Annotated in this window: 17 protein-coding genes and 3 tRNA genes; 15 read left to right on the top strand and 5 right to left on the bottom strand. The window is 66.8% G+C overall.

The genetic code is table 11. From position 1 onward, the window contains the following. Positions 1–35 precede the first annotated feature (35 nt). Complete coding sequence (locus AB0M47_RS09250) at positions 36–614, top strand: TetR/AcrR family transcriptional regulator (RefSeq protein ID WP_363410933.1); 579 nt, start codon at positions 36–38, stop codon at positions 612–614. A gap of 14 nt (positions 615–628) precedes the next feature. On the opposite strand, the gene AB0M47_RS09245 is transcribed toward AB0M47_RS09250, so the two are convergent. Then, positions 629–1,378: a DUF2127 domain-containing protein gene (locus AB0M47_RS09245; RefSeq protein WP_253755389.1), complete on the bottom strand. Its 750-nt coding sequence runs from the start codon at positions 1,376–1,378 to the stop codon at positions 629–631. Between the two features lie 128 nt (positions 1,379–1,506). Between AB0M47_RS09245 and AB0M47_RS09240 the strand changes: the two genes are divergently transcribed. After that, complete coding sequence (locus AB0M47_RS09240) at positions 1,507–2,898, top strand: DUF2637 domain-containing protein (RefSeq protein WP_363410930.1); 1,392 nt, start codon at positions 1,507–1,509, stop codon at positions 2,896–2,898. Positions 2,899–2,906: 8 nt separating this feature from the next. Here AB0M47_RS09240 and AB0M47_RS09235 read toward each other — a convergent pair whose 3' ends face one another. Further along, on the bottom strand, positions 2,907–3,164 hold the full coding sequence (locus AB0M47_RS09235; protein WP_363410927.1) for a hypothetical protein: 258 nt from the start codon (positions 3,162–3,164) through the stop codon (positions 2,907–2,909). A 282-nt stretch (positions 3,165–3,446) separates the two neighbouring features. Between AB0M47_RS09235 and AB0M47_RS09230 the strand changes: the two genes are divergently transcribed. Beyond that, positions 3,447–4,043, top strand: coding sequence for a septal ring lytic transglycosylase RlpA family protein (locus AB0M47_RS09230; protein WP_363410924.1), 597 nt, complete (start codon positions 3,447–3,449; stop codon positions 4,041–4,043). Between the two features lie 65 nt (positions 4,044–4,108). On the opposite strand, the gene AB0M47_RS09225 is transcribed toward AB0M47_RS09230, so the two are convergent. Then, positions 4,109–4,624: a MarR family transcriptional regulator gene (locus tag AB0M47_RS09225; protein ID WP_363410921.1), complete on the bottom strand. Its 516-nt coding sequence runs from the start codon at positions 4,622–4,624 to the stop codon at positions 4,109–4,111. A gap of 116 nt (positions 4,625–4,740) precedes the next feature. On the opposite strand from AB0M47_RS09225, the gene AB0M47_RS09220 reads away from it, so the two are divergent. Then, positions 4,741–6,393 carry an MFS transporter gene (locus AB0M47_RS09220; protein ID WP_363410919.1) on the top strand — a complete coding sequence of 551 codons (1,653 nt, stop codon included), beginning with the start codon at positions 4,741–4,743 and terminating at the stop codon, positions 6,391–6,393. A gap of 178 nt (positions 6,394–6,571) precedes the next feature. Here the strand turns inward: AB0M47_RS09220 and AB0M47_RS09215 are convergent, their stop codons facing one another. Further along, the gene (locus AB0M47_RS09215) at positions 6,572–7,162 is read right to left on the bottom strand and encodes a TetR/AcrR family transcriptional regulator (RefSeq protein ID WP_363410916.1); all 591 of its coding nucleotides are present in this window, start codon (positions 7,160–7,162) and stop codon (positions 6,572–6,574) included. A gap of 50 nt (positions 7,163–7,212) precedes the next feature. Between AB0M47_RS09215 and AB0M47_RS09210 the strand changes: the two genes are divergently transcribed. Together AB0M47_RS09210 and AB0M47_RS09205 are read left to right on the top strand one after the other, a co-directional pair. After that, the gene (locus AB0M47_RS09210; RefSeq protein WP_363410913.1) at positions 7,213–8,259 is read left to right on the top strand and encodes a CapA family protein; all 1,047 of its coding nucleotides are present in this window, start codon (positions 7,213–7,215) and stop codon (positions 8,257–8,259) included. A 113-nt stretch (positions 8,260–8,372) separates the two neighbouring features. Further along, positions 8,373–8,996, top strand: a complete 624-nt coding sequence (locus tag AB0M47_RS09205; protein WP_363410910.1) for a nucleoside/nucleotide kinase family protein — start codon at positions 8,373–8,375, stop codon at positions 8,994–8,996. A gap of 3 nt (positions 8,997–8,999) precedes the next feature. Here the strand turns inward: AB0M47_RS09205 and AB0M47_RS09200 are convergent, their stop codons facing one another. Next, positions 9,000–9,857, bottom strand: coding sequence for a class III extradiol ring-cleavage dioxygenase (locus AB0M47_RS09200; RefSeq protein WP_363410907.1), 858 nt, complete (start codon positions 9,855–9,857; stop codon positions 9,000–9,002). Positions 9,858–9,920: 63 nt separating this feature from the next. Here AB0M47_RS09200 and AB0M47_RS09195 point away from each other — a divergent pair, with 63 nt between their 5' ends. The 9 genes from AB0M47_RS09195 to AB0M47_RS09155 all read left to right on the top strand — a co-directional run bounded on the left by AB0M47_RS09195 (position 9,921) and on the right by AB0M47_RS09155 (position 18,685). Then, positions 9,921–11,006 (top strand): CapA family protein, encoded by a 1,086-nt coding sequence (locus tag AB0M47_RS09195; RefSeq protein ID WP_363410904.1) that lies wholly within the window; start codon positions 9,921–9,923, stop codon positions 11,004–11,006. A 115-nt stretch (positions 11,007–11,121) separates the two neighbouring features. After that, positions 11,122–11,194 (top strand) — tRNA-Gly (locus AB0M47_RS09190). 30 nt (positions 11,195–11,224) lie between these two features. Then, positions 11,225–11,295, top strand: a tRNA-Cys gene (locus AB0M47_RS09185). Between the two features lie 28 nt (positions 11,296–11,323). Beyond that, positions 11,324–11,398, top strand: a tRNA-Val gene (locus AB0M47_RS09180). 810 nt (positions 11,399–12,208) lie between these two features. Next, positions 12,209–12,811 (top strand): hypothetical protein, encoded by a 603-nt coding sequence (locus AB0M47_RS09175; RefSeq protein WP_363410901.1) that lies wholly within the window; start codon positions 12,209–12,211, stop codon positions 12,809–12,811. 2 nt (positions 12,812–12,813) lie between these two features. After that, positions 12,814–13,893: an XRE family transcriptional regulator gene (locus tag AB0M47_RS09170; RefSeq protein ID WP_363410898.1), complete on the top strand. Its 1,080-nt coding sequence runs from the start codon at positions 12,814–12,816 to the stop codon at positions 13,891–13,893. A 52-nt stretch (positions 13,894–13,945) separates the two neighbouring features. Beyond that, on the top strand, positions 13,946–16,441 hold the full coding sequence (locus AB0M47_RS09165; RefSeq protein WP_363410895.1) for a DEAD/DEAH box helicase: 2,496 nt from the start codon (positions 13,946–13,948) through the stop codon (positions 16,439–16,441). A gap of 158 nt (positions 16,442–16,599) precedes the next feature. Next, positions 16,600–17,184, top strand: coding sequence for a hypothetical protein (locus AB0M47_RS09160; protein WP_363410892.1), 585 nt, complete (start codon positions 16,600–16,602; stop codon positions 17,182–17,184). A gap of 385 nt (positions 17,185–17,569) precedes the next feature. Then, a complete protein-coding gene (locus AB0M47_RS09155) occupies positions 17,570–18,685 on the top strand; it encodes a serine/threonine-protein kinase (RefSeq protein WP_363410889.1) in 1,116 nt (371 codons plus the stop codon). Positions 18,686–18,719 lie beyond the last annotated feature (34 nt).

The following is an 18,719-nucleotide window of genomic DNA, read 5'->3' as shown; positions in this document are numbered from 1 at the left end:
GTTGCTTGCTTGTCTAGCGGTGCTAGGATTCCTTCATGTCGGTAAAGGAACGCAAGCAGCGAGAGCAGGCGGATCGCGAGCGCCTCATCGTGGCGACCGCTCGGGAACTCGCTGAGCAGCAGGGTTGGGACGCGGTCACCACGCGCCGGCTCGCCGAGCGCATCGAATACAGCCAGCCCGTCCTCTACAGCCACTTCCGTGGGAAGAGGGAGATCATCGGCGCCGTCGCCCTGCAGGGAGCCACCGAGATGGCCGCGGCAGTGCGGGCCGCGACCTCCGCCGAGGACGACCCCCGCGCCCGAGTCGCCGCCCTGGCCCGCGCCTACCTCGACTTCGCCGCGCGCAATCCGGCGGTCTACGACGCCTTGTTCCAGCTCGACGGCGGTCTGGCGTACGCGCAGGAGGACACCCCGGCGCCGCTCAAGGACGCCTTCGCGGCGCTGATGGAGAGCCTGGGCGAAGTCGCCGGGGACGGCGTCGACCCGGGGTTGTTCACCGAGGTGTTCTGGGCTTCCTTGCACGGCCTGGCGACCCTGACCCGCGCGGGCCGGCTGCTACCCGAGTACGCCGAGCGCAGGGTGCAACTGCTGGTGGACCGGCTCCCCGTCGCCTAACAAAATCTGCCTGGTCAGGCAGCCGCCTCTTCGACCTCCAGCAGGCTGGTCTCGTGCCGCTCAGCCTCGTACGCCGCCTTGCCGCCACGAAGCCCGAACAGCCGCTTGGAGACGAGGATGTAGACGACGGCCGCGATGTTGATGACGAGCGCCCCGATCCGCACCCAGGTCACGCGTTCGGTGAGCTCGTAGATCTCGATCGGGATGAACAGCGATGTCGCGACGACCGCGAAGTACTCACCCCATCGCTTGAGCAGCCACAGCCCAGTGCCTTCGATCAGTTGCAGGGCACCGTAGAGGATCAGTCCGAGGGCGATCCAGAGCAGCCAGTTCGACTGCGCCTCGATGACCGTCCGCAGAGTGTGCACAATGGACGAATCTTCGAGGTTGTAGTTGATTTTCTGGGCGATCGGTTCCAGCAGCGGCAGATCCTCGTGGAAGGCGCGCTGCACCGCATCCTGATGACTGCGGAACCGGAACACTCCGTACGCGGCCAGCAAAACCGCCAGTCCCTTGGCGAACCGTTCAACGGCGAGTAGTCGCAGGATTACGGTGTCGCGCAGCGCCCGGCCCCGCAGCACGATGGGAGCGTCGCTCGCCGGGCCTTCGGCCTTCGGCTCGCCGACCACGAAATCGCCGCAGCGCAGACACCGCCAAGCACGCCCGATCGGGGTCTCGGCGTGCAGCCGTTCACGCAGCTCAGGCTCGGTCGGGGCGTACGTCTCGTGCCCCCGGCGACCACACGATCGCAGGTTCCAGTCCACGGGCCGAAAGGTATCGCACCGGCACCACAGAGGTGCGCTCGCTCGTTGAAACCGGCAGAATGCTCGACGTTGTGTCGGCCCCCGCCGACGTAACGGCAAGTGTCGGTGCCCCTTGGGAGGATCATCCCGTGACCGAGACCCCCGACCGCTACTCGGATCGGAACGCCCCGCAACCCGCGGGTGGCGTCTCCGCCATCCGGGCCGCTCGTCAATGGCCCGTGTTCAAACCCGACAAGCGCAGCAACTTCTGGATCAACACGCTGCTGACGGTGGTGGCCATCGCCGCCTCCTACGGCGCCGCCCTCGGCCAGGCCGGTTTCGCCGAGCTGTATCTCGGCATGCACGGCCCCGAGCGGTACGTGGTCTTCCTCATCATCGAGGCGACCGCGGTGGCGTTGATGCTGCTGGCGAACCAGACCGCGCTGGCCGGCGACTCCGCAGGCGGCCTTTGGACGCTCGTGTGGATCGTCACCGCGGGTGCGGTCACGATGCAGGTCGTCCACGCCAACGCGATCGGCCAACCCGAGGCCGCGATGGTCTACGCGACCGCCTCCGTGCTGACGGTGGTGCTGTGGCGTGCCAAGACCCGACGTTCGCTGCGCGATCGGCTGCGCGCTGCTGGCATGATCGAGGACCCGTTGCCGCGCTACCGGCCGGTTCGCTGGGTGTTGCGCCCGCGCGAAACCTTCCGCGCCTGGTACCTGGCCCTCGGCGAGGGCGTCTCCGACCCGGCCACGGCCATGGACATGGCCCGCGCCGACCGGCTCTATCACCGTTCGGCCAAGACGGCCCGCGAGGCGCTCACCCGCGCCCGCCGCGCCCGCCAGCCGCTGCCCGACCTCACCGACCAGCAGCACGTGGTGCCGCCGTGGCGGGTCACGCACCCCGACGCGCGGCGCTTCGGCGTACTGCCCTGGCACCAGCACACCCCGGCCCAGCTCGCCGCAGCCAAGGAAACCGCGCCCGTCCAGGCCACGCCACTTCCGCCAGCCCAAGTTGTACGCCCACAGCCGCCCGTCCAACGCGCGGCCCAGCCGATCGAGCAGCGCCCGCCGTCGGACCGCGACGAGCCGCTGCTGCCCGCGCCGATGCCGTCGTTCTCGGCGCCGGACGTGTTCGAACCACCGATCTCCGTCCCGCCGCCCTTCTCGGCTCCACCGCAGCCGGAGCGACCGGTGTCGGCGGTGCCGGCCGAACTGTTCCGCGAACTTCGCGAGCAGATGTCGTCGCCCCGCGAGATCCGTGAGCAGACGTCCCCGCCCCGCGAGATCCGCGATCAGATTCCGTCGCCGCTGGCGGCCGCCACTGCTCGTACGCAGGGCCCGTTGCGGCTGGCGGTGTTCACCGCGCTCGACCGGATCATCACCGACTCCGACGAGGGCCTGATGCGCGGCGAGATCATCGGCGCGCTGGTCGACCAGTTCCCCGACGACGACCCTGAAATGCTCGAACGCTTCTTCGACCAGTACACCGAAGAGGCGTCGATGGGCCGACGTCCCCGCCGAGCCGCAGTCGGCTGACCTGACAGTTACCGGACGCCGGGTGGCGTATCCAGCGGGAACGCCACCTCGGTGTCCGCGTCCGGCGAGTGAGCGAGCGCAGCCTCCGCCATGAGCTGCTCCACCTGCGCATCCGGGTACGCCGCATCCACCGGCTCGGCGAACCAGCCACACCGGCAGACGACGCTGTAGTAGCCGAGCGGCTCGCCCCGGTCGAAGGCGTAGATCAGGCCGGGATCGTGTTCCGGCTTGGGCGAGGTGCCGAAGATGCGACCGAGGATGCTCATGGCGCGGGAGCCTATCGACGCCCCGCAACCAGCCCACCTCGCTCGGCGTACCGGCGCCGCTCGCCTGCCGGTGCGTCCATCGCTGCCAAATCCATGATCAACGGGAAGGGCGCGGCGCGAAAGCGGGTGAAGGAGGTAGAGCAGGCGGGGAGGTCGCCCGGGAGGGGGACGCGGGAAGACATGAAGATCGTTCAGCGGACGCAAAGTGCGATATCGCGACGGTCGTCGTCGATACTGTCTGGCGGACCGAGGATCGTTCCCCGACGAGGAAGGGTTGACTCCGTGGCCGGCAGACATGCCGCAGGAAAGACCACCCCCAAGGATCACGAATCCCGCACAACGCAGTCGCAGTACTTGGCCCGGCACGCGTTGAACCGCCGCCGTCGCCAGCTCGTGGTTCCCCTCGCCACCGCCACTGCCCTCACGGTGGCCGCCATCGGTGCTGCCGGTCTCGCCCGGGCGAACGGGCCGGCGCAGAATCCGGAGACGCCGTCGAAGGCCGAGAACGCCGAGACTCCCCTGCACGAGACCGAGGTCGCGTCGCGGTCGGAGAGCCGGCCGACCCCGAAGCCGTCGCCGACGAAGAAGAAGCCGAAGGTCTCCGGCACGTGCGGCGCGAGCTTCTACGACGTCGGTCAGGGTACGGCCAGCGGCGAGCGCTTCGATCCGTCGCAGTTGACCGCAGCGCACAAGACCTGGAAGTTCGGCACTCGCGTACGCGTGACCAATCCCCGCAACGGCAGGTCCGTCGTCGTACGCATCAACGACCGGGGCCCGTATATCGACGGGCGCTGTATCGACTTGTCGCGGGCGGCGTTCGCCTCGATCGAGAACCCGGGCCGGGGTGTCATGACGGTCCGCTACGAGGTCATCGCGTAGCGCCGAGACCGAATCAGAGAACCACGGAAGCGGGTGACCAGCGAAGGTCGCCCGCTTTCGGCGTATCAGCTGGATTTTCGGCGGGGCGACATGGCCCGCAGGCGCTCGATGGCCTCGCCGAGCAGGGCCGTGTTCTTGCGCACGAACTCGAGGATGAGCTGGGTCTCCTCGGGTGAGTGGCTGCCGAGCAGGCGCGTACGCGCGAGCGTGAGCGGGATGAACAGTGGAGAGATCTCGGTCAGCCCGCGCTCCATGTTGATCGTGACGGTGACCCGGCGGCGGTCCTGCGGGTCGCGCTCGCGCAGGATGTGCCCTTCGGCCTCGAGTTTGTCGAGGATCGCGGTGGTGGAGGCGGTGGTGAGGCCGATGCCGGCGGCGACCTGGCCGGCGGTGAGCGGGCCGTCGAGGGCTATCAGGTTGAGGCAGTTGAGTTGGGTCGCGTTGAGGCCGACGACTTCCGCAGCCGCCTGACCCAGCGCCATCGACATGACCGCCTGACGGCGCATGAGCTGCTCGAACTCAGCCTCCTCCGCCGTGACACCCGGTACGGCGGACCGAATCTGACGGTCGGCGCTTGACATGTGACCTCCGCTGCCGCATTCTCTAGAAAACCTAGTCTTTAGAAATCCTAGCTTCTAACTTTACTAGAAGGGCAAGATTCCTAATGGAACGTCTAGCGTCCCACACCACCCCGGCCGTGAGCCAGGACGCGGAACCGACGAGCGACCCGCGCCGCTGGATCGCGCTCATCACGATGCTCAGCGGCGCGTTCATGAACCTGCTCGACGTCAGCATCGCCAACGTCGCGCTCCCCTCCCTGCGGGCCGACCTCGGTGCCAGCTTCTCCGCCGTGCAATGGCTGCTCGCGGGGTACACGCTGGCCTTCGCCGCGCTCCTGATCACCGGTGGGCGGCTGGGCGACATGTTCGGCCGCAAGCGGCTGTTCCTTATCGGCATGATCGGCTTCGCGGTCGCGTCCGCGCTGTGCGGCGCCGCTCCGACGCCGGGCGTACTGGTCGGCGCGCGCATCCTGCAGGGCGCCGCCGGTGCGCTGATGGTGCCGCAGGTCCTGGCCACGATCCAGGTCACCTTCTCCCCCGCCGAACGCATCAAGGCCCTCGGCGCGTTCGGCGCCACCGCCGGTCTCGGCACCGTCTCCGGCCCGCTGCTGGGCGGCGTACTGATCCAGGCGGATCTGTTCGGGTGGGGATGGCGCTCGATCTTCTTCATCAACGTGGCCATCGCGGCGATCGCGGTGCCGATCGCATTCTTGGTGGTACGCGAGTCGCGCAACACCCAGGCGGCTCGCCTCGACCTGCCGGGCGTCGTCCTGGTGACCGCCGGGCTGCTGCTGTTCGTCTACCCCATCGTGCAGGGCCGGGAGAACGACTGGCCGCTCTGGGGCTGGCTGATGATGATCGCCGGGCTGGTCGTGCTGGCCTTCTTCGCCTGGTACGAGCGCCGCCGCACGTCGCCGCTGGTGCCGATGACGCTGTTCGGCCGCCGATCGTTCACCGCCGGAGTCCTGACCGGACTCGCCTTCTTCGGCGGGATCGCGTCCTTCTTCCTGGTGCTGACCTTCTACCTCCAGTACGGCCTCGGCTTCACGCCGCTGCGGGCCGGTCTGACCACGCTGCCGTTCTCCATCGGCGTCGGCGTGCTGTCGGTCGCCGCCACGAAGCTCGCCCCGAAGCTGGGCCGCCTCACCGTCATGATCGGCGCCGCCGTGATGGCGCTGGGCATCGGCGGAGTCGTCTACACCATCGGCGAGTACGGTCCCCGCATCGAGTCGTGGCAGCTCATCCCGGCCATGGCGATCGCCGGCGCCGGCATGGGACTGGTCGTCGCCCCGCTCGCCGACATCATCCTGGCCGGGGTCGACCGCAAGGACGCCGGTTCGGCCTCTGGCGTCATCAACACGGCGTACCAGATCGGCAACGCGCTCGGCATCGCCGTGCTCGGCTCGATCTTCGTCAGCCTGCTCGGCAGCCAGGTCGGCCCGGCCGTCGACCACGTCGCTCCGCAGATCCGGGCCGTCATCACGGTCCCGGCCGCGCAGGACGCTGCGATCGCCGGTTTCGAGACCTGCCTGTACGACCGGGTGACCGCTGACGACACCGCTGTGGTGCCGGCCAGCTGCCAGGCCGTGTCGGCCGCTGCGGCTTCGTCGCCGTCGCCGGAGACGGCGGCTGTGGCGAACGCGGCTGCTACGGAGGCTCGCGAGCGGGTGTTCGGTGGGGCTACCCAGCGGACGCTCGGCTGGCAGCTGGGTCTGCTCGCGCTGACGCTGCTGCTGATGACGGCGCTGCCTCGGGGCAAGGGCGTACACGCCGGTCCGCCCAGCGCCTGACGCCCTGCATTCCCAGCGCGCTGCGATTCCTTGCGCGCTGGGATTCCTTGCAGATCACGGTTACGCATGCTTCCGGTGCCCGGGGAGGCATGCGTAACCGTGATCTGCACCTAACGGGCGCGACGCGGACGCGGTGCGGGCGCGGGCGGGCGGCGCGGGCGGGGCGGGCGGGCGAGGGCTACAGCGGGGGGTTGAGTTCGGTGGTGAGGGAATCGGCGATCCAGTCCAGCGCGACGGACCGGTCGAGCAGCGAAGGGTGCACGGTGAGCTGGACGGCCAGCCCGTCGATCAGCGACGTGATCCGCCAGGCCGCCTTGACCGGGTCGGCGCAGGTGAACGACCCGTCCGCGACGCCGGCCGCGATCGCCTCGGCCAGCGCCTCCTTCCAGCGCAGGTACAGCCGTCGCGACACCGCTTCCAGCGACTCGTTGCGCAGCGCCTCCGACCAGCCGTCGATCCACAATGCCCAGGCTTTCGACCTTCCGGCCGGGGCGTACAGGTCGATGATCTGGCGCACCTTCTCGGCCGGCGGAAGAGCTGACGAGGCAACCTGGTCGAGCCCAGCGAGGTCCCGTTCGGCGGCGTACGCGAAGGCCTGGGCGAGCAGAGCGTCTTTGGTGCTGAAGTGGTAGAACACCAACGCCTGGCTCACTCCGGCGGCGCGCGCCACATCCCCCGTACGCGTATTGGCCAGCCCACGCTCGACGATGACGTCCACCGCTGTGCGGAGCAACTCGTCGAGGCGTACGTCGGCGGGTCGGCGGCTCACGCGGGACACGGTAACGCATCTCGATCGGAATACGGCTCGTTGCTCCCGTTATGCGCCTCCGCCGATTCGCCCTGCTCATCGCCTGTTTCACGGTCGCCGCCTGTGCCCCAGCCGCGGTCGAGAACAGTGCTCAAACGCCCGCACCGACACCGGCGGCCGAACCCGGGAACCCGGAGGTGACGCTCGCGTTCGCCGGCGACGTGCATTTCACGGCCAGAACTCTCGGCGTACTCGCTGATGTGGGAAAGCTGGACCCGGTCGCGAAAATGATGGCCGACGCGGACGTGGCGATGGTGAACCTCGAGACCGCAGTGACCACGCGCGGGACCGCGGAGCGCAAGACGTTCCTGTTCCGCTCGCCGCCCGGCGCGTTCGCCGCGCTGAAATCCGCGGGCATCGACGTGGTCACGGTCGCGAACAACCACGCGCTGGACTACGGCCGGGTCGGCCTCGCGGACACGCTCGCCGACGCCGCGACCGCGCGGATGCCCGTGGTGGGCGCGGGTTCGTCGGCGGCCTCGGCCTTCGACCACCACCTCTTTTCCATCAGGGGTACGCGCATCGCAGTGCTCGGCATGAGTCAAGTGAGTGAGCTGTGGCAGCAATGGCGAGCTACCGACGACGACTCGGGCATCGCCATGGCACGGGACACCACGCGCGCCGTCAACGCCGTACGCCAAGCCGCCAAAGCGGCCGACGTCGTCGTGGTCTACCTGCACTGGGGTACGGAGTACCAGAAGTGCCCGTCGAAGGAACAGCGCACGCTCGCCCGGCAACTCGCCGACGCCGGCGCGGACGTCATCGTCGGTACGCACGCCCACGTGCTGCAAGGCGACGGGTGGCTGGATGACGCGTACGTGCACTACGGGATGAGCAACTTCGTGTGGTGGCGCAACGATGCTGCGACCAACGACACCGAAGTACTCCGGATCACGGTGCGATCCGGGCGGGTTGCCTCGGCTGATGTCGTCCCCGCGTACATCAACCGGACGACGGGGGTTCCCTATGCCGTTGGCGGCTCCGCCGCCTCCCGGATCCTCGGCGTTCGGTCGCGCGCTACCGCGTGCTCCGGCCTCACCCCGCCCACCGCCCCCTAACGCCTCGCCCCATCCCCGTTGATCATGGAGTTAACTGTGGTCTCGTCGGTGTGTCGAGGGGGTAAACCCCATGATCAACGCGGCGTCTGGGGGCGACGTGGCAGACTTTGCCCGTGCTCGATCACCTGCTGCCGCGCGTACTGGAGCTTGTCGCCGCCAAGCCGAACCGGGTGATCGTCGGTCTCGCGGGGCCACCGGGAGCCGGCAAGACGACGCTCGCCCGCGACCTCTGGCAGGGACTGACCGCGCACGGCATCACCAGCGCGATCGTTCCGATGGACGGCTACCACCTGGCGAACGAGGAGCTACGCCGACTGGGGCGAACCAACCGCAAGGGGGCGCCGGACACGTTCGACGCCGACGGCTACCTGGCGTTGCTCTGGCGCCTGTGTACGCAGTCCCAGTCCACGGTGTACGCACCGTCGTTCGATCACGTCCTCAACGAGCCGATCGCGGGGTCGATCCCGATCGCGCCCAGCGACCGCGTCATCGTCACCGAGGGCAATTACCTGCTGCTCGACGAGGAGCCCTGGGCAGGCGTACGCGCACTGCTGGACCTGTCGGTCTATGTGGACGTCGAATCGTCCGCCGAACGCGTCGAGGGTCTCATCGAGCGCCAGCTAGCCAAGGGGCTCGAAGTGAAGGCGGCCGAGGACTGGGTGCTGCGCAGCGATGAGGCGAACGCTCACCTCATCGCCACCCGAAGCGCCACCGCAGACGTCACCGTCACCCGGTAACAGTCAGCGGACTTGGAACGACCGCTTCGACAGCCCGAGGAAGTACCCCTCGATCGTGGTCTCCACCGGCATATCCGGCTGCGCCGCCGCGCCCATCGTCACGAACAGCGGGATGTAGTGGTCCACCGTCGGGTGTGCGTACGGCATGCCCGGCGCCTTGGACGCGTACGCCGCCAGAGTGTCCACGTCACCCCGGCCGAGCGCGTCGGCCGCCCACTCGTCGAAGTCCTTCGACCAGCCGGGCGGCGGGTTGCCCGGAGTGTAGTCGGAGCGGCGCAGGAACGGCAGCCCATGGGTCATGAATCCCGACCCGATGACCAGTACGCCTTCCTCCCGCAGCGGAGCGAGCCGCCGACCGAGGTCGAGCAGCTTGGCCGGATCCTGGGTCGGCAGGCTCAACTGCACGACGGGTACGTCGGCCAGTGGCAGCATGACCTTCAGCGGCACCCACGCGCCGTGGTCGAGGCCGCGGCTGCGGTGCTCGTGCAGGTCTTCGCCGTCGGGCAGCAGCGCGGCCACCTTGCGGCCCAGCTCGCTCGCGTCCGGCGTCGGGTAGGTCATCTCGTAGAACCGGCGCTCGAAGCCACCGAAGTCGTAGACGAGCGGCGTGCCGGCGGCTGTGCCGGAGATGCTCAGCGGGGCATGCTCCCAGTGCGCGCTGACGATGAGGACAGCCTTCGGCTTCGGCATCTCCTGCATCCACCCGAACAGCTGGCTCATCCAGAGGTCGTCGTCGAGCAGCGGCGGCGCGCCGTGGCCGAGGTACAGGGCGGGCATCGGCCCGTCCTCGGGAGTCCAGACGCGCTGCTCCTGGCTCAGCGGCGCGGCCTGGGCGAGAAAGCGGTCGTACGGGAAGTTCATGCCTTCATCGTAGCCCGCTTTAGTTGAACCTTCAAATAGTTGACCGAGGCGTATCTTGCTCCTGTGACGCGCATCCCCCTCGCCGCACTCGCCGCCGCCGTGTGCCTGGCCCTCGCCGCGTGCAACACCGCCGCCCCCGACCCGGTGGCCTCGTCATCGCCCTCGGCCACGCCCTCCTCGGCAGCGCCGTCGCCCAGCCCGTCGACGAAGGGCCCGGAGCCGACGATCACCCTGGCCTTCGCCGGGGACGTGCACTTCACGGGCAAGACGGCGAGCCTGCTCAACAATCCGGCCACCGCCGTCGGCCCGTTCGCCAAACAGCTTTCGGCCGCCGATATCGCGGTAGTCAACCTGGAGACGGCGATCACCACCCGCGGCACCCCCGAGCCGAAGGAGTTCCATTTCCGAGCGCCGCCCAAGGCGTATAACGCCTTGAAAGCGGCCGGAATCGACGTGGCGTCACTGGGCAACAATCACGCGCTGGACTACGGCCGGGTCGGCCTGGCCGACAGTCTGGACGCCGCCCGTGCGGCCGGCATGCCCGTGATCGGCGCGGGTCGCACCGAGGCCGAGGCTTACGCACCGTGGGTGACCACGGTCAAGGGCGTGCGCATCGCGATTCTCGCGATGTCCCAGATCCACACCCTCGCGGAATCCTGGGCCCCCACCGCCACCCGGTCCGGCGTCGCCATGTCGCACGACCGGGCCCGCGCAGTTCAAGCGGTACGCGACGCGAAAGCGCAAGCGGACGTCGTCGTGGTGTTCATGCATTGGGGCGTCGAAGGCAGCAACTGCCCGAAGGCGGAGATGACCTCCCTGGCCAAAGCACTCTCCGGGGCCGGCGCAACCATGATCATCGGTACGCACGCCCACGTGCCCCTGGCCGGCGGCTACATCGGCGCGACCTACGTTCACTACGGTCTCGGCAACTTCGTCTGGTACACCGGCGGCTCGGACCGGCCAAGCTCGGACACTCTCGTGCTGAACGTCACCCTCACCGGTTCCCGAATCACCTCGACGTCCGTTTTGCCGGGTATCGTGACGTCTTCCGGACAGCCCGCCCCAGCCACCGGTAGCCGCCTGGCCTCGGTGAAATCCCGGCTAGCCGCAGCGGCCCGATGCTCCGGATTAGCCGCATCCCCCTCGTGACCTGCGACTCCGCCATTTCGACGCGCCCAGGAGGTATCCGGTTTGGCAACGCTCCCCGAGACCCGCTAAAGTCTTTCAAGTCAGCGCGGGCCGCTCACGCGGAACCGGGCCGATTGCGGACGTAGCGCAGTTGGTAGCGCATCACCTTGCCAAGGTGAGGGTCGCGAGTTCGAGTCTCGTCGTCCGCTCGGAGAATCCCCAACCCAGGGGAAAGCCACGGTGGAGTGGCCGAGAGGCGAGGCAACGGCCTGCAAAGCCGTGTACACGGGTTCAAATCCCGTCTCCACCTCGGTCCGGCTGCGAAGCCGAACTAGTACGGGCGATTGGCGCAGTGGGAGCGCGCTTCCTTGACACGGAAGAGGTCACTGGTTCAAACCCAGTATCGCCCACCAGAGAAACTACAGGTCATTGGCTTCTTGTGTTACAAAGATGCAAGGAGCCGGTTGCTTCTTTGCTCGTTACATGTGGAGCAAATGTGGAGCAGAGAACAGCTTCGGCGGTGTCTGGATGGATTTCTAGACAATTGCCGCGCCGAGGCAGGACGCGGATATGTCCTCCTGGAGCAACCACGCTTCCCGAATAGCCTCACCTTTCCCGGCAACTGGCCACTGGTCTCGCACGCGACGACCGACCCAGCGCTTTATTCGGTCATGCCGAGAGTCGCCTGAGGCGTCGTGTTGTCGCACCTCGGTCGTAACGTGATTTGGATGGGGTTGTTACCTGCCCAGTGTTCAGTTGTGGCTTCTCGGGAAATCTGGTCCGTGCGGCAGCCGTGAAGCCCGCTTGGCCATCGACGATTACTGACCTCGTGGCTGGCAGATGCACCTTGAGCTGGTCCTGCGCCGCCTGCATAAGCTGAGCCGCGTCCAACTCTGGCGCGGATTTCCACGCATATCTGGCCGACATGAGCCGTGGCGCCGACAACAGCGACTCGACGCGTCCCTATGTGATCCGGGATCATGGCGGATCCGCTGGTCCCGGCCGGCGGCGGGCCATGGTGATTATCTCGCAGGTGCGCTCCGTGCGCGCCTAGCTCCTGTCGTGCGACGCAGCCCTCCGCGGCCCCTCGCCGATCGGCCAGCGCCCTCGACAATCGAGTGTGTCGTCGTCGTGTTCAACCTCGACTGTTCGTTCCGCGAATCGCCTACGAATCGCCCCAGAATTTCTTGACGACACTTTCTTAAGATGGCATGATCTTCGTCATGCAGAGCCTGATCTCTCGTGACGAGGCGCAAACGCTGCTCGTCGAGCACATCCCCGACATCACGCAGGTGGTGGAGGCCGGCTGGGACCGGTGGCGCAGTGTCTGTGAAGCGTTCCCGGCGGAGACGGCTCAGATGCGCAGGATCACCCGGGCGAACTTGGTGTACGACGCCATGGTCCTGGAGGCGCACAGCCGGTTCGACGGCAAACCAGACATCGTGGTCAGCGAGGCTCGCGGCTTTCTGACCTTGACGTTCGGTCATCAGATCGTGCTGCGGTTCAAGAAGTTCCGCGGCTCAACGCTGCGTACGGCGGGCGTCGACACTCGCCAGCGCCAGCAGTTCGAGCGGCAGCTTCTCGTGCAGACCCTGCCCGGGATGGAGGTCACGGGCCTGGTCGCCGGTTATCTCCTGGACCCCCTGGAGCAGGAAATACACCGGATCGCGATAGTATGCCCGCTCGACGGGATGAACATCTGGGAGCTCGAGTTGCAGCGCGATGCGGCCGCGGTCGTGGCGCTGCCGCATCAGGAGGTTCCGGCACCGACCGTCGAGGTCCGCAGCACCCGGATGCCGCATATCACCCAGGCTGAGGAGGCGTAATCGTGAACCCGCGCATGATCACTCTTGCGCGGGAGTCGCGTGGGCTTAGCCAGTCGGAGCTGGCGACCAAGGCGCGCATCCCGCAGGGCACGCTGTCGAAGGCTGAGAACGGCTTTATCGACTTGCCCGAGGAGCGCGTTCAGGCCATTGCGGACGCCTTGGACTATCCGCGTGCCCTGCTGGACTGGTCCGATCCGGTCTACGGCTTCGGCAGCTCGATGTTTCACCACCGCAAGCAACAGAGTCTCACTCAAGGGCTACTCAAGAAGATCCAGGCGACGATGAACCTGGTCGTCGGTCGGCTGCGACGCTTGTCCAACGGCATAGAGATCACGACGCCGTTCACCATGCCCGCGATGGACAGCTCCAAGCTAACGCCGGAGGAGATCGCCCAGGCGGTCCGCCGGGCATGGCTGGTGCCGATCGGGCCGGTTCAGAGCATGATGGCGCTGTTGGAGGCGGCCGGCGTCCTGATCGTTCGCCGTGACATGGGTACGCACCGGATCTCGGCGATTTCCATCCGCATCCCGGACGGCCACACGCTGATCATGCTCAACCTGGGCCTGCCGCCGGACCGCGAACGGTTCACCCTCGCCCACGAGCTCGGGCATCTTGTCATGCACGACCTGCCGGAGCCGGAGGAAGACGCAGAGAACGAGGCCGACAGGTTCGCCGCAGAGTTCCTGATGCCTGCGGCCGAGATCCGGGCGCAACTGACGCGCATCGACATCCAGAAGGCGGCGATGCTCAAGCGTCACTGGAAGACCGCGATGAGCGCGCTCATTCGCAGAGCCCGCGACCTTGGCGTCATCGCCGAGCCCCGTTACCGCAGTCTCATGACTCAGATGTCGCAGCGCGGCATTCTCAAGATCGAACCGACAGTCGACCTGCCGCGGGAGGAACCGCGTGTGGTGGCCTCGATCCTCGACGTCCATGTCAGTCAACACCAGTACAGCCGTCAGGATCTCGCGGACCTGGTGTGCCTGAACCGGGACGAGTTCATAGCAGAATTCGCTCCGCCTCACGACAGTCCTCAGGCCGCCCGGCGTGAGGGCCGCACCCGACTTCAGGTAGTGCGCTGACCCGGACAGCGATTGTCCCGAGTTCAGCAGCGCCGAGAGAACCAGGACCAGCATGTCGTTCGACTTCTCCAAAGTGCGTACCGGCGGCCAGGCTCGCAAACTGACCGATCCGCGCCAGCTCTTCGACGCCCTACCCAGCCGCGAACAGCGGCTGGAGTTCCTGCGTGACCCCCAGGGCCAAGTTCTCGAGACCTGGTACGAGCGGCGAACCGAGCGGGACCTGGTGGTCAAGATGAACACTGGCAGCGGCAAGACCCTGGTCGGCATGCTGATGTGTCAGTCCAGCCTGAATGAGGGCGTCGGCCCCGCGCTATATGTAGCACCTGACCCCTATCTGGCCGACCAAGCAATCGCGCAGGGTCGCGCACTCGGCCTGGAGGTCACCGACAACCCCGAGTCGCCGAAGTTCATCGCAGGTGAGGCCATCTGCGTCGTGAGCATCCGCAAGCTCGTCAACGGGAAGTCAGTGTTCGGATTCGCCTCCGGCTCTCGCCCCATCGTGAAGGTGGGCACCGTCGTCATTGACGACGCACACGCGGCCCTGATCACCCTCGAACAGCAGACCACCCTCACGGTCCGTGGTGACCTGCCCGCCTACACCAAACTGCTGAACCTGTTCGCCGAGGACCTGAAGAAGCTCAACGCGCCGATGTTCCTGGACATCAAGTACCAGGTCCACGACGCTGTCCTGCAGGTGCCCTTCTGGTCCTGGACGGCACATTTGTTCCAGGCCACCGAAATCTTACAGGGGCTCCGTGACGATCAGGATGTCCAGTGGACCTGGCCGCTGGTTAAGGCCCTCTTGCCTTTCTGCGAGGTCGTCTTCTCCGCGGCGGCGGTCGAGATCCGCCCGCCGTGTCCGCCGATCGCTCAGGTTGCGAGCTTTCACGAGGCCAAGCGGCGTATCTATCTCACCGCCACCCTCGCCGACGACAGCATCCTGGTCACCGACTTCGCCGCCGACGCTACGAGCATCGCCCGACCGATTACTCCCAGCGGGGGTGGCTACCTCGGCGATCGGCTGATCATCGCCCCCCGGGAAATCACCGCAACGATCGGCGAGCACGACATTCGCTCCGCGGTCCGTGGGTTCGCCGACGACGGTCTCAACGTCGTCGTCCTTGTTCCGAGCCACCGACGAGCGCAGCTGTGGGAGGGATACGCGGACGTCACCGCATCCACCGCGGCGCAGATAGCCGAGGTCGTCGCCCGGCTCCGCACGAAGCATGTCGGAGTCGTCGTGCTCGTCAACAAGTACGACGGAATCGATCTGCCCGACGATGCCTGCCGGGTTCTGGTCATCGACGGTCTGCCCGAGGCATACAGTGCCGGTGACCGCCGCGACCGAACTGTCCTCGGCGACTCCGACGCGATGGTCGCCCGGCAACTTCAGCGCATCGAGCAGGGTATGGGCCGCGGTGTCCGATCCACCGGCGACTACTGCGTGGTCCTGCTTCTGGGCGCCCGCCTGTCCCAGCTGATCGCGACGCCCGCCAATCGCGGCAAACTCGGCCCTGCCACACGTGCGCAGGTCGAACTGTCCCGCGAGGTTGCCTCCGGCCTCGAGGGCTTCACTATGGATGCCCTTACCGGCGTAATGCGTCAGGTCCTTAACCGAGACCGAGACTGGGTCGCTGAGGCGCGCAGCCGCCTCGCCGGCGTCACCTACGGCGACGCGACCGTCACGAAGGTCGCGATACATCAGCGGGCCGCGTTCGACCTCGCCGTACTTGGCCAGTACGAATCGGCGGCGGCCGAGATGAGCAAGGCGGTCAACGCTGCGGTCGACAACCGGCAAAAGGGCTGGCTACAGGAACAGCTCGCAAGCTACCAGCACCACCTCGACCCGGCGCGGGCTCAGAGCACCCTCGCGGGCGCACTCAAGCTAAATCCCTATGTGCTCCGACCTCGCGACGGGGTCCCCTACCAGCGACTTACGGCCGGGAAAGCCCAGGCGGCGCAAGCCGCCGGGTATCTGGAGGCGACCTACCGTGATGCGAACAGCCTTCGGCTAGGGTTCGACGCCCTTGCTGACGACCTTGTCTTCAATCCTGACCACGTGCCCGAATTCGAAGACGCCCTCGAGCACCTCGGCGAGCACCTCGGCTTCACCGTCCAGCGCCCCGAACGCGACAGCGGCAACGGCCCCGACGTGATGTGGGCGCTCGGCGACCTCCGTTACCTCATCATCGAAGCGAAATCCGGAGCCACGGCCGACAGGATCTGGCGCAAGGACGTCGAGCAGCTCAGCCACTCGATGAATTGGTTCGGCGAACACTATGACCAATCCTGCACTGCGTCCCCGGTCATCGTGCACCCGGTCAAGACCTGCGAAAAGAACGCCGTACCGCCGCCGGGCACACGGATCATCACCGAGGAAGGACTGCGCAAGCTTCGAGAAGCGGTCGCCGGGTTTACTGTCGCACTGAGCACCAGCAGCCAATACTCCGATCCCGCAGCAGTCGGCGATCGCCTACGCGAGCACCACCTACTCGGGACCGGATTCCTTGACCGGTACACCGTCCCGGCAGGACGCACCTACACATAGCCGATACGCGGCCCGGATCCGTCCACTGTCCGCTACCGAGGCGCCGGAGCTTGAGAGCCATACTGACCAGGCATACTGACAAAGACTGACAGCGTGAGGCAAGAAGGGAGACCGTGGGCCGTGGGCCGTGGAAGCGGCCGGAGCTCAACTCTGGACCGTTGGAGGCTCTGAACGCGGCGCTACACGAACTCCGTGGCCGGGCCGGCAAACCCGGCACGCGGGAGCTGGCCGGGCTCGTTAGCGCCGGCGGGATCAAGGCCAGCCACACGCGCATTTACGATGTATTCGTCCAACCGCGCTTGCCGGATCGTGAGCTGCTGATCGCCATCGTCGGGGTCCTAGGTGAACGATCCGGGGACCTGGGCCGCGAACGCGAGCAGGATCGGTTCCGTTTCCTCTGGGCCGACGCGCGTGGCGTCGGTTATCGAGCTGGCCGCTACCAGGCAGTCCTGCCCACGCCGCCACCTGAACCGCCGGAGTTCTGGACCCCGGACGACGCCAATGCGACGCTCGCAAAGATGGTGCTCGCAGCAGCAACGCCCTCAGAGCTGGAGTACATCGCGATGATCCTCAACAACGGCGGCGACCCCAGATCGCTCACCGCCGCGGTCGAGCCGATCTACCCTCGGCTGCCGAACCGCGACACCGTCGCATGGGCTACTTTTGATCATCGAGCTACTCCCGTCCAGGGTGGTCAGACCCCCAGGTTGACAAGACAGTCGGGCATCCTCTGTGCGATATGAATGATTGGGTGATGTCGACGACCTCGTGGTACTGATCGTCGAACAACTTGTCGTACCCGCACTTAGGGCGCGAAGACCTCGCTACATTCGTCCCCCGCCTGGGTGTCGGCGAGTTGACGCTTCGCTCTCGTTCAGCAGCGCGTTGATCATCCGCGATCGCTTCAGTAGGGCGTATGCGGTGGCTTGGTCGAAAGGGGTGGCCGAGCGAGCTCACTCTCCGGTGGACACAGCGCTGGCCGCATTTGGGCTAGCTCCAGACGATTAGGCCATGATCGCGTTACCCGCTACGCGCATCAGCCCCATAAGATTAAGGCCCGCTAGACCGTAGGTGGTGGTCCAGTAGCGGCACAACGCATGTGGGCTGCAGTCGGACGGAGGCGCGTGGATGGGGCCGTGGCAACCCATGCAGGCCGGTGACCCGGATCAGTGCGGCGGATTCCGGCTTACTCACCGGATTGGCGAGGGGGGCTTTGGCACGGTGTTCCTCGGGTTCAGGCCAGACATCGCCGACCCTGCGGCTGTCAAGATCTTCAAACCGGGCTACGGGGCGTCACCGGTGTGGCGCAGCCGGTTTCTTCGTGAGATCGACGCCATCAAGCGAATGGCCGGCGCGCATACGGCCGCGCTCCTGGACGCTGACGGCAACGGGGACCCGGCCTGGCTTGCAACGCGCTACGTCCATGCCCCACCGCTGAACACGCTGGTCGGCCAGTATGGAGCTTTTGACACCCTTTGCGCCTGGTGGCTGGCGACCGGTCTAGGTGAGGCTCTGGCAGAGATCCACGCCAAGGGGATCCTGCACCGTGACCTCACGCCCCGCAACATTCTTGTCACCAGCACGGGCGTCAAGGTCATTGACTTTGGCATTTCCCGCTTCACCGATACCGATGGTGTGACCACGGACAGTTCGTTCTTCGGGTCTGTCGACTTCACCGCGAACGAGCATCTGCTAGACCCGCGACAGGCAACGGAGAAGTCTGACGTCTTCGCCCTAGGCGCCGTGTTGGTTTATGTCACTACGGGAAGGCCGCCGTTCCATCAGGTCTCGGCGGCTGATCGGTTGCAGGGTGCCTTGCCGAACCTCGACGGCGTTCCGGACGAGTTGTACGACCTAGTTGAGTCTTGTCTGACTCCAACACCGGCCTACCGTCCGACGGCCATGAACGTTTTTCGCACCGCTCTGGGCTGTCTTGCCGATTTCGCGGTGCCTCTGGCCAGCGATTCCGGGTTGCCGCTACCTATGGAGATCAGAGACTTCGTCGAGCAGTGGGTAGCCAGCCCCGTGTCTGTACCGGACTTGGTGGTCGTCAGCGCCGGGGGCGCAGCCGCTGATTCAGCCGCAATCTCCATCGGCGACGCTACAAAATCTCAGCACACCGACAGCCGTCATCCTGACAACGCGCCTCCGAAGAGCGCATTTGGCGACGAATGGAGAGCGCGGTGGCGTAGCGCCGCCGCGCGTAGACGGGACGGCTATGGTAGGCGACCTGGCAGCATGTAAGGACTCGACGGGCCGCGCGCTGACGAAGCGTAAA

Origin of the sequence: Hamadaea sp. NPDC051192 (genome assembly GCF_040682475.1) — a bacterium.
Lineage (GTDB): Bacteria > Actinomycetota > Actinomycetes > Mycobacteriales > Micromonosporaceae > Hamadaea > Hamadaea flava.
The sequence above is the reverse complement of the archived record's forward strand: the minus strand, read 5'-3'. Positions and strand labels throughout refer to the sequence as shown.

Excerpts from the sequence above, each read along its gene's own strand:
- AB0M47_RS09250 (WP_363410933.1), top strand. The coding sequence starts at position 36 with ATGTCGGTAAAGGAACGCAAGCAGCGAGAGCAGGCGGATCGCGAGCGC.
- AB0M47_RS09235 (WP_363410927.1), bottom strand. The coding sequence starts at position 3,164 with ATGAGCATCCTCGGTCGCATCTTCGGCACCTCGCCCAAGCCGGAACAC.
- AB0M47_RS09225 (WP_363410921.1), bottom strand. The coding sequence starts at position 4,624 with ATGTCAAGCGCCGACCGTCAGATTCGGTCCGCCGTACCGGGTGTCACG.
- AB0M47_RS09210 (WP_363410913.1), top strand. The coding sequence starts at position 7,213 with ATGCGCCTCCGCCGATTCGCCCTGCTCATCGCCTGTTTCACGGTCGCC.
- AB0M47_RS09200 (WP_363410907.1), bottom strand. The coding sequence starts at position 9,857 with ATGAACTTCCCGTACGACCGCTTTCTCGCCCAGGCCGCGCCGCTGAGC.
- AB0M47_RS09175 (WP_363410901.1), top strand. The coding sequence starts at position 12,209 with ATGCAGAGCCTGATCTCTCGTGACGAGGCGCAAACGCTGCTCGTCGAG.
- AB0M47_RS09165 (WP_363410895.1), top strand. The coding sequence starts at position 13,946 with ATGTCGTTCGACTTCTCCAAAGTGCGTACCGGCGGCCAGGCTCGCAAA.
- AB0M47_RS09155 (WP_363410889.1), top strand. The coding sequence starts at position 17,570 with ATGGGGCCGTGGCAACCCATGCAGGCCGGTGACCCGGATCAGTGCGGC.